Raw genomic sequence first — 13,624 nt, forward strand, 5'->3', positions numbered from 1 at the left:
GTCATGTTTCAAAAATTCATCTCAGCGATATTGATCATAGCAGGGCTTTGTCTTGCGATTGTAGGATATTTGAATATCGTTGATGGGCAAAAAGAAGTAGATCAGTCATTTCAGTCTGCACAAGCAGCCATTCAGCAAAAGGGGAAAACAGATTCCCCTTTTGCGCCGCAGACTGGTGAAGCGATTGGGCTTTTGCACATCCCAAAGCTAAAAGCTGAGTTACCGATTGTAGAAGGAACAGATGCAGATGATTTAGCAAAAGGCGTTGGTCACTTTCACGAGAGTTATTTTCCAAACGAGCACGGACAAATCGTTTTATCAGGGCACCGTGATACGGTGTTTAGACGAACAGGAGAACTTGTGAAGGGAGATCAATTGATTATCGAGCTTTCATATGGACGTTTTGTCTATGAAATCGAGAAAACAAAGATAGTGAAGAAAGATGATCAAACAATTATTACGTTACAACAGGAAAAGGAAGAACTTATCCTCACCACATGTTACCCTTTTTCCTATATTGGTCCTGCACCAAACAGATATATCATATATGGGAAGCGTATTTAGTCACTGGAACAGCCTGCAGATTAACCGATTTGATCGCTTAATCCCTTCATATAGAGGGAATTGTCTATATCATATCTAGTAATGCAGGAGGGGGCAATTTGTTAAATAACGATTATGTTAAATATATAGATAAATTTGGGAGAATTGTTCTTCCGACAGAGATGAGAAAACGGTTGAACATTCATCCGCAAGATTTTATGGAGATTTATCGAGAAGAAGATCAAATAGTAATGAAGCCGTATTGGCAGGACAAACCTTGTATCGTAACAGGGCAAGTGACGTGTTCCAATAAGGTGCTATCTGGTGGTGTGGTCATCAGTCCAGAGGGAGCAAGGCTGCTCCTGCAAGATTTACTGGCGCTTCGCCTGCAAAAAGAGATATAAAAAAAGGCTGTCCTCACCACGTGAGAACAGCCTTTTTTCATCATACTGGATTCAAAATCCGGTTTAAGAATTGTTTTGTTCGTTCTTCCTTTGGTCGTTTGAAGATTTCTTCCGGAGGACCTTGTTCGACAATGACGCCGCCATCAATGAAAATTACTTCGTCTGCTACTTCTTGGGCAAACTTGATTTCATGTGTGACAACCGCCATGGTCCAGCCTTCCTTCGCTAGATCCTTCATGACCTTTAAAACTTCCCCGACAAGCTCAGGGTCAAGCGCAGAAGTTGGTTCATCAAAAAGCATAAGCTCTGGCTGAATGGCAAGTGCACGGGCAATCCCGACACGCTGCTTTTGACCGCCTGAGAGCTGAAATGGATACAGGTCTTTTTTATCCTCAAGACCGACCTTTTGCAAGAGCTGAATGGCTTCTTTTCGAACCATTTCCTTTGGACGGCGCTGCACCTGAACAGGACCTTCCATGACATTTTCAAGCACTGTACGGTGAGGAAACAGGTGATAATCCTGAAACACCATTCCTGATTTACGGCGTAGCTTCAGCAGATCAGCTGATTTATTTTTTTTCGAAAAATCAATCGAGAAATCATCGAAGGTAAAGGAGCCGCTATTTGGTATTTCAAGTGCATTTAAACAGCGAAGCATCGTTGTTTTCCCAGAACCAGATGGACCGAGAATGGCCACAACCTGCCCTTTGTTGATCGAAAAATCAATCGACTTTAAAATCTCATTTTCACCAAAGGATTTTTTGAGACCTTTGACTGTTAGCATGTCGTTCCCTCCTTACCTTGCGACATATCGATCAAGTCGTTTTTCAATTTGATGCTGAACGAGCGATAGAATGAAGCAGAATACCCAATAGATGAGGGCTGCTTCCATATAAATAAACAAGATCTGATCCAAGTTCGCCGCAGCAATTTCCTGTGATTTACGGAACATCTCTGCCACGAGAATCTGGGAGGCAAGGGATGTATCCTTCACCAAGCTAATGAATGAATTAGACAGCGGTGGAATCGATACACGCACAGCCTGCGGTAAAATCACGCGGACGAGCGTTTTGCGATGTGTCATCCCAATGGAATAACCTGCTTCCCATTGTCCTTTTGGAACAGACAGGACGGATGCACGGATAATTTCCGACGCATACGCACCTACGTTTAAAGAAAAAGCAATAATGGCACTTGGATATGGATCCAGTGTGATATTAAATGTCGGAAAGAAATAGAAAATAATAAACAATTGCACAAAAAGCGGCGTTCCGCGAACGGCCGACACATAGATGGAGAAAATCCATCTGAGGGCTTTAATTTTAGACATTCTCGCAAGAGCTGTCACAAGCGCGATAAAAATACCAATAATAAAGGCAATGATGGCGAGGGGAATTGTATAATAAATTCCCTGCATCACCATTGGCCAAAAAGATTGCTGAAGAAGATCCCAAGGAATGACGACTCCTAGGATGTTATTTTGTAACATCTTCACCAAACCATTTCTTAGAAATCTTAGCGAGTGTACCGTCTTTTTTCATTTCTTTTAATGCGCCATTCACTTTGTCAACGACTTCGCCGCTGCCTTTTCTGAATGCGAAATAAGTTTCTTGAGGATCTCCTGTTTCAAATGCAACTTTTAGGTTTTTGTTACCGCTTGTTTTCAAGTAATTCAATACAGCCAATTTGTCATTGAACGTCAAATCAGCACGTCCTTGCTGAATCAATTGAATGGATTGTGCAAGACCTTCGACGCCTTCGATCTTAGCACCAGCATCTGTTGCTAGTTTGTTGTAGTTACTTGTTAACGATTGTGCTGCTTTTTTGCCTTTAACATCAGATAGTTTCTTGATGTCGTTATTATCTGATTTTGTCACAACAATAGCTTGAGATGTCGTGTATTTATCAGAGAAATCGTATTGATTTTCACGGCCAGTTTTCCCAACTTGGTTCGCTACCACGTCAAAACGTTTTGCATTCAGTCCAGCAAACATACTGTCCCATTGTGTTTCTTTGAATTCAGGTTTTAAGTCAAGGCGTTTTGCTACTTCAGTGATGACTTCTACATCGTAGCCAGTTAATTTATCTGTCTTTTTGTCATGGAAAGTGAAAGGAGCATAAGTACCCTCAGTTCCAATGGTTAATACACCTTTATCCTGAATGGATTTCCAAAGGTCTCCTGATTCCTTAGACCCAGATTGTTTATTCGCGTTGTCGCTTGCACCAGATCCACATGCCGTGATCAATGCAACACAAGCGCCTAAAATAATGGCAAAGAACATTTTTTTCATTTTATTCCCCACTTTTCTTGTTGGTATTTACAACATATGATCTTACAGAGAAGCAACCTAAAAGTAAAGCATTTGAAACTAGCTTGAGCGAATCTCACCAACTTTATGCCCGCAACCCATTTCTTTCAAACCTAAAAAGCCATTCAGTTTATTTGTGCGAACATTACTAAAATAAAGACTTTGAGACAGTGACCATAGAAGGAAGCATATTTATTATAAAAGATGTATAATTAGTAGGTTGTTTTGAAAATGGAATGAATCACATGGAGACATGTTTTAATAACAGAGCATCTTAGAAGAAGGAGGGCATCATTGTGGATGTTGGACGAAATCAGCCCGATCAATTGAAAAGGGCGATGACCTCCCGCCATTTATTTATGATTTCACTTGGCGGTGTCATTGGGACAGGCTTTTTCTTAGGAACGGGCTATACGATTGGACAAGCAGGGCCAGTCGGAGCTGTTCTTTCATATATTGTGGGCGGATTGATCATGTATTTAACCATGCTGTGTCTTGGGGAGCTGTCGGTTGCACTTCCTGTGTCGGGGTCGTTTCATACGTATGCGACGAAATTTGTCAGCCCGGCTGCGGGTTTTGCTGTCGGCTGGATTTATTGGCTCGGCTGGGCGGCAACGGTCGCCCTTGAGTTCTTATCAGCAGGACAGCTGATGAGGCGCTGGCTGCCGCAAGTAGATGTGTGGATTTGGTGTCTCATATTCGGACTCTGTCTTTTCTTATTAAATGCCCGGTCAGCAAAAGCGTTCGGGGAGTCGGAATTTTTCTTTTCTACCATTAAAATTATTGCCATTTTACTCTTTATTGGCGTAGGCGGAGCGGCGATGTTTGGGTTTATTGATACAACGAGCGGTGAACCAGCCCCTTACTTCAGCCATTTTGTGAATGATGGGCTGTTTCCAAATGGTCTGCTGGCCGTTGTGGTCACGATGATTACGGTGAATTTTTCGTTTCAGGGAACAGAGCTGATCGGTATTGCGGCAGGAGAAAGTGAAAACCCTGAGAAAACCGTTCCCCGTTCGATTCATCAAACCGTATGGCGTACACTTGTCTTTTTCGTCTTATCTATTTTCGTCTTAGCCGGTATGGTGCCTTGGAAGGAAGCAAGTGTGCTGCAAAGTCCATTTGTTACTGTGTTTGAGAGAACGGGCATTCCTTTTGCGGCAGACATCATGAACTTTGTCATTATTATTGCTTTATTATCTGTTGCAAACTCTGGCTTGTATGCATCGACAAGAATGCTGTATTCCTTATCGAAGGAAGGAATGGCAGGAAAAGCATTTAGACGCGTCAATCAGCGCGGTATTCCGATGAATGCCTTACTGCTCACGTTCCTGTTTACAGGGATTTCGCTGTTATCCGGTTTTTTTGCAGAGAAAACGGTATTTGCCTGGATCGTGTCCATTGCCGGAATGAGTGCCCAGACAGGCTGGATCACGATTACATTATCACAGCTTCTTTTCCGTAGAAAATATTTGAAAGCAGGCGGAAAGCTGGAAAACTTAAAATTTAAAACGCCTCTTTATCCGGTGCTGCCAATCATTGCGATCACACTGAATACCATCGTGTTGGTTAGCCTTGCCTTTGATCAAGAGCAGCGCATCGGGCTATATGTCGGCGTACCGCTCATGATCATTGGATATGTTGTCTATCATCGCTATTTGAAAAAGCATCAGGCACAAAGTGAGCCACTGAAGCTGCAAATCCATGGAGATGACGAGATCCGGTTTTAAAATCAAAAAACACTAAATTTAAGATATTTAAAAACACCTCTGATATCAATCTGAAGGTGTTTTTTTTGAAGTGATTCTGTAAGTTCTCAACTAACAACAAAAGTTAGTTCATATCCTGCTGTTTAAAATCTTGTTGTTCAAAATTTTGGAGCTTATTCTGATATCCTACGTTATTATTACCCCAAAGCTTCTCGTAATCCCATCCTGTTAGCGCTTTCAAAACACTTCTTGTTTCATCATCAGCCTGTTCCATTGAACCATTATTCTTTAACCTATTAATTTCATTAATCATAATGGAATGAGTTTTCTTAGATAATTTAAATTTAAATGAAATAACTAAACTAATCCCGACTAGCCCTACAGTTCCGAAAAACAGAATACCTACAATCCCATTTATTGCTGTCGTAGACTGTGTCGTCGCACTTGCAACGAATCCACTTTCCTGTAAAATAACTCCCACCAAGAATGTGGCTAAAGCTGTAGTACTCTTGCGTGTAAACGTCATAATACCTGCAAATATTCCTTCTCTTCTTTTACGAGTGACCATTTCATCTACATCAGGAATGAAAGTGTAAATATTCCATGGTATATAATATAACCCACTCTTTCCGATGCCTAAGATAAAAGAGAAAGCATACAGCGCTATAATCATATAAGTTGGTTGTGTGAAGTATAAAAATATATAACCGCTGATACATGTAATAATAGCAATATAAGATATTTTCAAAGATGGCGCAGGACCTATTTTAATCACGAGCCAACCAAACAATATGGTACATACCATTTGAAGTAATGAACCAATAGATAATAAATCGGCTGCGAGCACTGCATCTTTATTTAAAGAAAACACAACAAAGTAGACAAAGACAGCGTTTAAAATATCCATGGCAGTAAACGAACAAATATACATCGTGAGGTGCTGGCGGAAACTTCTAATTCTAAAAGTAGATGTTAAGTCAATGATGACTTTTTTTATGGATTCTATAGCAGGTACTTTTTCTACACCATCAGGTTCTATCATGTCTTCTTCTATTTTACGTTCCCATGTTGTTCTATGTGTAATTAATAATGCAGCCATAAAAATAAAGGTGAAGATAATTCCATTGTAAAGAAAAACTTGAGGTGAATCTTTTCCGAATATTTCGAATAATCTGCCTGGAATAAAGGTAGCTAAAAATGTTCCTAGTCCTGAGTAGATTAATCTTATTGTTGAGAGCTTGGTCCGTGCATTAAAATCATTCGTCATTTCAGCTCCAAGTGTTTCAAATGGAATTAATACCATTGCTGCAAGGAATTCTAACAAAATATAAACCGTTAAATAGTACCAGTAATTCATATCAGAAATCCAAAGAAGAGAATAAATAACCATCAAAGGGCTTCCAATTAGTAAAAAGAACCTGCGTCGTCCAAATTTTTTCCCAAGTTTTGTACGACCAAAATTGTCAGTGATATGGCCCATAATTGGGCTTGCTATCGCATCAATAATACGAGCAATTGCAATAATAGATCCTGCTTCAACAGGGGTAAGACCACAGTATGTAATAAAAAAATATAACATCCATGCGCCTATGATAGCGAATGCTCCCCCTCCAAATAAATCCATTGTTCCATAACCAATATAATTTTTGAGTGTTAGTTTCCTGTTCTCAGTCTGCATTCTTATTTCTCCTTTCCAAGCCTACTTATAAATTTAAAAAAACATATAAAATAAAGATGTATGACAAGGAAAAAAATAAAAATATTAAACACCTGAATACGCCATAAAACCTCCATCAACAGGAATGGTCACGCCGGTAACAAATGCTGACATATGATCATCAACAAGCCATAATAGGGTACCAAGAAGATCTTCTGGCGTACCAAACCTTCTCATTGGTGTGTTCGAAATAATCTTATGAGACCTCTCTGTATAATCTCCTTCTTCAGTTAGGAGAAGGTTTTTATTTTGTGAGGTTAAAAAGAAGCCCGGTGCTATGGCATTTACTCTAATTCCTGCCTCGGCCATATGAACAGCTAACCATTTGGTGAAATTTTCAATTGCTGCTTTTGCCGCGCTATAAGCAGGCACTTTGGTCATTGGAGAAGGGGCACTCATAGATGACATGTTGATGACAACTGCTCCCTTTCGATGAACCATATTTTTAGTGAAAATTTGTGTAGGAATAAAAGTCCCCATAAAATTTAAATCAAATACATTTTGTACACTATCTGTACTTAAATGAAAAAAAGTATTTACCTTAGGATTAGTAAGGTCTTCTGTTTGAAATATTTCATTGGTTGTATTTGCACTGGAGTGGTTACCACCAGCTCCATTTATCAATATTGTACAATTGCCTAATTCCTCTGTTACAATTTTCTCGGCTTGTTCAACACTCTCTTTATTCAGAACATCACATTTAATCGCAATCGCTTTCCCGCCCATAAGGTTAATTTCTTCGGCTACCTTTTCACCTTTTTCGACTGTTCTATTTAAAATGGCCACAGACACGCCATGTCTAGCAAGTTCCTTTGCCATGGCGCTGCAAAGTACTCCACTTCCTCCTGTTATGACAGCTACTTTACCAGCTAAATTTTTATTTTCTTGTATGTTTACCATGTAGCTTCCTCCTTTGCTTCTTTTCATACAGAATGTTTATTTTGTAAAGCATCCCAAGCTCCCCACAAATACATAATTCCAAGTGCTCTATCATAAAGACCATATCCAGGCCTGCATTGTTCATCCCATATGTGTCTTCCATGATCGGGTCTACAATAACCTTTGAATCCGCTTTCATAATAAGCGTGTATAATAGCTGAAACATCTACTGATCCATCTTTTGATCGATGCGATGTTTCAACAAAGTCCCCGTTATCATATACACGTACATTTCTTATATGAGTAAATGGGATTCTATCAATAAATTCGTGAATCATAGAAACTAAATCATTTTCTAAGTTTGCTCCTAAAGATCCTGTACAGAGCGTTATACAATGATGTGGGCTATTATTTAGTTGTAAAATTTTTCTGATGTTTTTTTGGTTAGTTACTATTCGCGGTAGACCAAAGACAGGCCAAGGTGGATCGTCAGGATGAATAGCCATTTTAATATCATGAAGTTCTGCAATTGGAATAACCTGATCTAAAAAATATTTCAAGTTGTCCCATAAATCATCGTCTGTTACATTTCTGTAGGCTTCAAAAAGGTGGTGGAGGTGATTTAACCGCTCTGGTTCCCAACCTGGCATGGTTAAACTGGAGTTCTCACTAATTTTATTTACTAAGTCTTTCGGATCAATATCTTTAATTCGACTATGTTCATAAAATAGAGCTGTAGAGCCATCAGGAAGTGTTTTATTTAAGTCTGTACGGATCCAATCAAATACAGGCATAAAGTTATAACATATGACTTTAACACCGACCTTTGCTAGCTTCTGAATTGTTTTCTTATAATTTTCTATGTATCGATCTCTAGTTGGAAGTCCGAGCTTAATGTCTTCATGAACATTCACGCTTTCAACCACTTCAATATGAAGGTTATGTTTATCAGCTAATTTTTTCATTTCTACAATTCTTTCTATTGGCCACTCTTCTCCTGCGGGCACATCATGCAGTGCCCAAACAATTCCTTCCACTCCTGGAATCTGCTTTATTTGTTCCAGTGTGATTGTGTCGTTTCCTTCTCCAAACCATCTAAATGTCATCCTCATCTACCATCACCCCTAAAAATATAAGTAACAACCTATTTTTATTTAAAATAATTTGGATATTCTTTCTTCAATAATTCTTTATCAACAAGTGCAATTTTCAAATGCTCTTCCATGATTGTTTCAGCTTTATCAGCATCTTGATCTTGTATAGCTTTGAAGATATTTACATGTTGAGAAAAAATATTATCCCAATTATAATCTGTTACTAGCCTTAACATGCGACTCCTATTAAAGTGTACATTCATCTGTTGAATAACTAACCATGTTTTTTCTTTTTTACACCGTTTGAAAATAGTTCTATGAAACTCCTCATCTAATTCAAACATTTTTTTATAATCTTTTTTCTTAACGCAAATTTTTTGCATACTTAAATTCATATCTAAATCATTAATCAACTCTTCAGAAGGTTCCTGACAGGCTAGTCTAATCACTGCCTTCTCGAGATGTTCTCGCATAAACCGTGCTTCCTCCACAAGGTTCAAATCAATTAAAGAAACAAATGTACCTCGTTGAGGGTAGATACTTAATAATCCTTCTTGAGATAATTTTAAAAAGCTTTCTCTTACAGGAGTTCGACTAACATTAAATTGAACGGATATTTCTTTTTCAGAAATATTTGTCCCAGGTGGAAGCTTCAGGCTTAATATTTGATCTTTTAGCATATTGTAAACTTGTTCCCTCGTAGAGAGGTTTTGGTTTTTAAAATCAATATTCATTATTCTAATCTCCTTTCTCTAACATACTACCATACAAGTGCATTAGAATGGTAGACACTAATTTAATTTTTCTGAATATTACCCTATGAGCATTTATAACTCTTGATGATTCTAACTATGTAAGCCATGATCAATCATAAAAGTGAGGGAGATTAAAAAGAAAATTCAAAAAACTATACAAAATTCAAAAAGATTGAGTTATAATGTTTTTGAGCTACCATACTAGTATAACTAGAATATTAATAGAACGAACGGTACTCTGATCTATCAGTTAGGTGAGTCATTCATTTTTTTGAAAGCGCTATCTCATTATTAGAAGTGAAAATTTATCTTCTTGCAGAAGGGAAAGATTGATATGACCAACATCGCAATTATAGGAACTGGATCTATTGCAACTGCCCATATCGAGGCTTATCTTGCAATGCCTGAAATCAGTAAGATTGTAGCTTTAGCTGATATTTATCCTGAAAAAGCAATGTCTGCAGCAACAAAATATAACCTAGAAGCACGAGTTGTCGCTAACTACCAAGAGTTATTGAATGATCCTACGATTGATGCCGTTTCCATTTGTACACCTCCTTATATGCACGCAACCATTGCCATCGATTTTCTTAAAGCAGGCAAACATGTCTTAGTAGAAAAACCTATGGCTTCTTCTCTAAAAGAATGTGACGAAATGATAAAAGCATCTATTGAAAGCCAAAAGCTTTTATCCGTTGTTGCTCAAAACAGGTTTATGACGCCCATTATGAGATTAAAACATGTCCTTGATCAAAACCTCATTGGAAAAATCGCTCATACTCAAGTTGATTCTTTTTGGTGGCGTGGTCATAGTTACTATGATTTATGGTGGCGCGGTACATGGGAAAAAGAAGGTGGAGGTTGTACACTTAATCATGCTGTCCATCATATTGATATGTTGCAATGGATGTTAGGATTGCCGACTGACATTTTTGCAGCAACTAGTAATACCTTGCATGATAATGCAGAGGTTGAAGACCTTTCGATTGCTGTACTTCGCTATGGAAATGGCAGCTTAGCACAAGTAACCAGTTCTGTTGTTCATCATGGAGAAGAACAACAATTGATTTTTCAAGGTGAAAAAGCTAGAGTATCTGTCCCATGGAAAGTAAATGCTCAAATAGCTAAAGAAAATGGGTTTCCTCAAGAGAAAAATGATGAGGATTTAGAAAATCGTATTCAGGAAGCTTTTAATCAATATCCGGAATTGCTATTTGAAGGGCATAAAGGACAAATAAATAATTTTTTAATGGCCATCAAGGGTAACCAGAAGCTTTTAATTGATGGAACAGAAGGAAGAAATACACTAGAACTTATTACAGCCATCTATAAATCTGCAAACCAAGGTGTTCATGTGAAGCTTCCTCTTTTAGCAGACGATCCTTTCTACACACGTGAAGGCATGCTCGCGAACGTTAAGCATTTTTATGAAAAACAAAGCAGTGTAGAAAATTTTTCAGACGATACGATAACCGTTGGAGGAAATTACGAGAAACTATGAGTCTAACGTTATTAAGTTATTAAAAATAAACTGGAAGCTTGCTAGAGGAGGAACAATCATGCAGAAAAGTGATGGAATGAATTATGCTCCTAAGGGAAAAAGTGCCCCTGTCGTTACAGAAGGACAATTCGTAATGGCAGCTATAGGTCTTGATCATGGACACATCTATGCAATGTGCAATGGATTAACTGAGGCTGGGGCTACATTAAAATGGGTTTATGATCATGATCAGAAAAAAGTACAAGAATTTTGTAAGGCTTATCCGGAGGTACAGGCAGCCAAAAGTGAGAAAGAAATTCTCGAAGATCCAGATGTAAGGCTCGTGGCAGGCGCAGCCATTACATCTAAACGCTGTGATTTAGGGCTGCGTGTTTTAGATCATGGTAAGCATTACTTTACGGATAAATCACCTTTTACAACGTTGGAACAATTGGAGCTTGCTCGTAAAAAAACAGCTGAAACGGGGCTTAAATGGGCTGTTTATTATAGTGAACGTTTGCACGTGGAAAGTGCCGTATTTGCTGGTCAACTGATTGAACAAGGAGCCATTGGAAAAGTGGTACAAGTTCTTGGAACTGGCCCACATCGTAGTAATGTAGAAAGCAGACCAAGCTGGTTTTTTGAAAAGGAGTATTATGGAGGTATTCTATGTGATATTGGCAGTCACCAAATTGAACAATTCCTTTACTATTCTGGCGCAAAAGATGCAAAAGTTGTACATAGTAAAGTGGGCAATTACAAACATCATCAATATCCAGAATTGGAAGACTTCGGCGATGCTACTTTAATTGCGGATAATGGGGCTACAAACTATTTTAGAGTAGACTGGCTGACTCCTGATGGCCTTAGCACTTGGGGGGATGGGCGTACATTCATTCTTGGAACAGATGGGTATATTGAAATTCGCAAATACGTAGACATAGCAAGGGATAAAATAGGAGACCATTTATACTTAGTAAATCAACAGACAGAGCAACATTTTTCTCTAAATGGAGAAGTAGGATTCCCTTACTTTGGTGAACTTATTTTAGATTGTTTAAACGATACTGAAAATGCTATGACTCAAGAACATACTTTTAAAGCCGCAGAACTATGCTTAATTGCACAACGAGACGCAATCTATGTAAATACGGAGTTTGAATTAAGTAAGATTTAAAAAAGTGGGGTGTTATTTTTGTTAATAACACCTTATTTCATTTAATTGAGATTTTCTAAACATAAGTATAGAGGTGACTATATTGTCTACATTCCTAAGCGAAGATATGATGCTTAATCACGAAAGTTCAAAAGTTCTTTATCATGATTACGCGAAAAATATGCCAATCTATGATTTTCATACGCATTTAATGGCTGATGACATTGCTGCTAACAAAAAATATGAAAATATGACTGATATTTGGCTTAATGGAGACCACTATAAATGGAGGGCTATGCGGTGGTTTGGTGTAGAAGAAAGATTGATCACGGGGAATGCAAGTGACAAGGAAAAATTCTTAGCTTGGGCCCAAACGGTTCCATATACAATAGGAAACCCTCTTTATCATTGGTCACATTTAGAATTAAGTCGTTATTTCAATATAAATGAGTTGTTCTCAGAAAAAAATGCACATAAAGTTTGGGATATCTGTAATGAGAGATTAAATGAAAGGAACATGTCCACAAATGGAATTTTAGAAAAATTTAATGTAAAAGTTGTATGTACGACTGATGATCCAATCGATACTTTAAAAATTCATCAAATCATACGTAAAGATGTAGGAATTACTACTAGGGTCCTACCTACATTTAGACCGGATCAAGCTTTAAATATTGAACAATCAAATTTTGTGAATTATATAGAAAAATTAGGTGAGTCAATCAACGGCGTTGTTTTAACATATGAAAACTTTATCGCTTCATTACATTCACGAATTGATTATTTTCACGCGAATGGATGCAGAATGTCTGATCATGGTTTTGAAATATTTCCATTTTCACCAGCTACTGAACAAGAAGTATCTTCTATATTTGTACGTGCGCTGCAAGGAAAAACACTATCCCAAGAGGATATCAATAAATTTAAAACAAACACTCTTCTTCACCTGAGTAAAAAATATCATTCTCTTCATTGGACCATGCAATTACACATAGGTGCTTTAAGGAATAATAACACACGAATGTTCAAGTTAACGGGAAAAGATAGTGGGTACGACTCTATGTCTGACTTCCACCTAGCAAGACATTTAAATGGTTTTTTGAATGAATTAGACAAAGATAACCTTTTACCTAAAACCATTATCTATAATTTAAATCCCGTTCATAATGCGATTGTGGCCTCTACTATAGGGAATTTTCAATCTTCTGATGCCAGAGCAAAAATTCAATTTGGATCTGGGTGGTGGTTTAATGATCAAAAAGACGGCATGCTAGATCAAATGAAAACATTATCTAATATAGGTTTGCTTAGCACTTTCGTAGGTATGCTTACAGACTCCAGAAGCTTTTTATCGTTCCCTCGTCATGAATATTTCAGAAGAATTTTATGTAATTTATTTGGGACTTGGATAGAAAATGGTGAGCTTCCAAGGGATTACGAATTTATAGGAAAAATAGTCAAAGATATTTGTTATCACAATGCCGTGAATTATTTTAACATCGAAATAAATGAGACAGTACCAATGAAAACGAATGAATCATGCAGTAAGATATAAAATTTCTATATGAAGACTGATCA

At 37.8% G+C, this 13,624-nt stretch carries 13 protein-coding genes; 6 read left to right on the forward strand and 7 right to left on the reverse strand.

The genetic code is table 11. The features are described 5' to 3' along the window. Nucleotides 1–3: 3 nt before the first annotated feature. Nucleotides 4–564, forward strand: a complete 561-nt coding sequence (locus ACN6NB_RS01895) for a class D sortase (RefSeq protein WP_058837314.1) — start codon at nt 4–6, stop codon at nt 562–564. A 98-nt stretch (nt 565–662) separates the two neighbouring features. After that, nucleotides 663–947 (forward strand): AbrB/MazE/SpoVT family DNA-binding domain-containing protein, encoded by a 285-nt coding sequence (locus ACN6NB_RS01900; protein ID WP_039176465.1) that lies wholly within the window; start codon nt 663–665, stop codon nt 945–947. A gap of 40 nt (nt 948–987) precedes the next feature. Here the strand turns inward: ACN6NB_RS01900 and ACN6NB_RS01905 are convergent, their stop codons facing one another. The 3 genes from ACN6NB_RS01905 to tcyA are packed head-to-tail and all read right to left on the reverse strand — an operon-like array spanning nt 988 to nt 3,238. Further along, nucleotides 988–1,731 carry an amino acid ABC transporter ATP-binding protein gene (locus ACN6NB_RS01905; protein WP_251181559.1) on the reverse strand — a complete coding sequence of 248 codons (744 nt, stop codon included), beginning with the start codon at nt 1,729–1,731 and terminating at the stop codon, nt 988–990. 12 nt (nt 1,732–1,743) lie between these two features. Continuing rightward, nucleotides 1,744–2,436, reverse strand: coding sequence for an amino acid ABC transporter permease (locus tag ACN6NB_RS01910; protein ID WP_024424286.1), 693 nt, complete (start codon nt 2,434–2,436; stop codon nt 1,744–1,746). Next, on the reverse strand, nt 2,423–3,238 hold the full coding sequence (tcyA, locus tag ACN6NB_RS01915; protein ID WP_039176473.1) for a cystine ABC transporter substrate-binding lipoprotein TcyA: 816 nt from the start codon (nt 3,236–3,238) through the stop codon (nt 2,423–2,425). Before tcyA ends, ACN6NB_RS01910 begins: the two co-directional genes overlap by 14 nt. A 314-nt stretch (nt 3,239–3,552) precedes the next feature. Between tcyA and ACN6NB_RS01920 the strand changes: the two genes are divergently transcribed. Next, nucleotides 3,553–4,986, forward strand: a complete 1,434-nt coding sequence (locus tag ACN6NB_RS01920; RefSeq protein WP_126682199.1) for an amino acid permease — start codon at nt 3,553–3,555, stop codon at nt 4,984–4,986. A gap of 103 nt (nt 4,987–5,089) precedes the next feature. Here ACN6NB_RS01920 and ACN6NB_RS01925 read toward each other — a convergent pair whose 3' ends face one another. The 4 genes from ACN6NB_RS01925 to ACN6NB_RS01940 all read right to left on the reverse strand — a co-directional run bounded on the left by ACN6NB_RS01925 (nt 5,090) and on the right by ACN6NB_RS01940 (nt 9,389). Continuing rightward, a complete protein-coding gene (locus ACN6NB_RS01925) occupies nt 5,090–6,643 on the reverse strand; it encodes an MFS transporter (RefSeq protein WP_039176478.1) in 1,554 nt (517 codons plus the stop codon). Between the two features lie 84 nt (nt 6,644–6,727). Continuing rightward, on the reverse strand, nt 6,728–7,582 hold the full coding sequence (locus tag ACN6NB_RS01930) for an SDR family oxidoreductase (RefSeq protein WP_126682201.1): 855 nt from the start codon (nt 7,580–7,582) through the stop codon (nt 6,728–6,730). Nucleotides 7,583–7,605: 23 nt separating this feature from the next. Continuing rightward, nucleotides 7,606–8,673: a mannonate dehydratase gene (gene uxuA, locus ACN6NB_RS01935; protein WP_106025702.1), complete on the reverse strand. Its 1,068-nt coding sequence runs from the start codon at nt 8,671–8,673 to the stop codon at nt 7,606–7,608. Nucleotides 8,674–8,711: 38 nt separating this feature from the next. Further along, nucleotides 8,712–9,389, reverse strand: coding sequence for a GntR family transcriptional regulator (locus ACN6NB_RS01940; RefSeq protein ID WP_218676954.1), 678 nt, complete (start codon nt 9,387–9,389; stop codon nt 8,712–8,714). Nucleotides 9,390–9,744: 355 nt separating this feature from the next. On the opposite strand from ACN6NB_RS01940, the gene ACN6NB_RS01945 reads away from it, so the two are divergent. The 3 genes from ACN6NB_RS01945 (at nt 9,745) to uxaC (ending at nt 13,601) form a co-directional block, all read left to right on the forward strand. Then, nucleotides 9,745–10,911, forward strand: a complete 1,167-nt coding sequence (locus ACN6NB_RS01945) for a Gfo/Idh/MocA family protein (RefSeq protein ID WP_144516385.1) — start codon at nt 9,745–9,747, stop codon at nt 10,909–10,911. A 58-nt stretch (nt 10,912–10,969) separates the two neighbouring features. After that, entirely contained in the window at nt 10,970–12,067 is a 1,098-nt protein-coding gene (locus ACN6NB_RS01950) for a Gfo/Idh/MocA family protein (RefSeq protein WP_041089064.1), read from the forward strand. An 82-nt stretch (nt 12,068–12,149) separates the two neighbouring features. After that, nucleotides 12,150–13,601, forward strand: coding sequence for a glucuronate isomerase (gene uxaC / locus ACN6NB_RS01955; protein ID WP_058837318.1), 1,452 nt, complete (start codon nt 12,150–12,152; stop codon nt 13,599–13,601). Nucleotides 13,602–13,624: the final 23 nt, after the last annotated feature.

The organism is Bacillus sp. 11B20, from assembly GCF_056098985.1.

Excerpts from the sequence above, each read along its gene's own strand:
- ACN6NB_RS01895 (WP_058837314.1), top strand. The coding sequence starts at position 4 with ATGTTTCAAAAATTCATCTCAGCGATATTGATCATAGCAGGGCTTTGT.
- ACN6NB_RS01905 (WP_251181559.1), bottom strand. The coding sequence starts at position 1,731 with ATGCTAACAGTCAAAGGTCTCAAAAAATCCTTTGGTGAAAATGAGATT.
- ACN6NB_RS01910 (WP_024424286.1), bottom strand. The coding sequence starts at position 2,436 with ATGTTACAAAATAACATCCTAGGAGTCGTCATTCCTTGGGATCTTCTT.
- tcyA (WP_039176473.1), bottom strand. The coding sequence starts at position 3,238 with ATGAAAAAAATGTTCTTTGCCATTATTTTAGGCGCTTGTGTTGCATTG.
- ACN6NB_RS01925 (WP_039176478.1), bottom strand. The coding sequence starts at position 6,643 with ATGCAGACTGAGAACAGGAAACTAACACTCAAAAATTATATTGGTTAT.
- ACN6NB_RS01930 (WP_126682201.1), bottom strand. The coding sequence starts at position 7,582 with ATGGTAAACATACAAGAAAATAAAAATTTAGCTGGTAAAGTAGCTGTC.
- uxuA (WP_106025702.1), bottom strand. The coding sequence starts at position 8,673 with ATGAGGATGACATTTAGATGGTTTGGAGAAGGAAACGACACAATCACA.
- ACN6NB_RS01940 (WP_218676954.1), bottom strand. The coding sequence starts at position 9,389 with ATGAATATTGATTTTAAAAACCAAAACCTCTCTACGAGGGAACAAGTT.
- ACN6NB_RS01945 (WP_144516385.1), top strand. The coding sequence starts at position 9,745 with ATGACCAACATCGCAATTATAGGAACTGGATCTATTGCAACTGCCCAT.
- ACN6NB_RS01950 (WP_041089064.1), top strand. The coding sequence starts at position 10,970 with ATGCAGAAAAGTGATGGAATGAATTATGCTCCTAAGGGAAAAAGTGCC.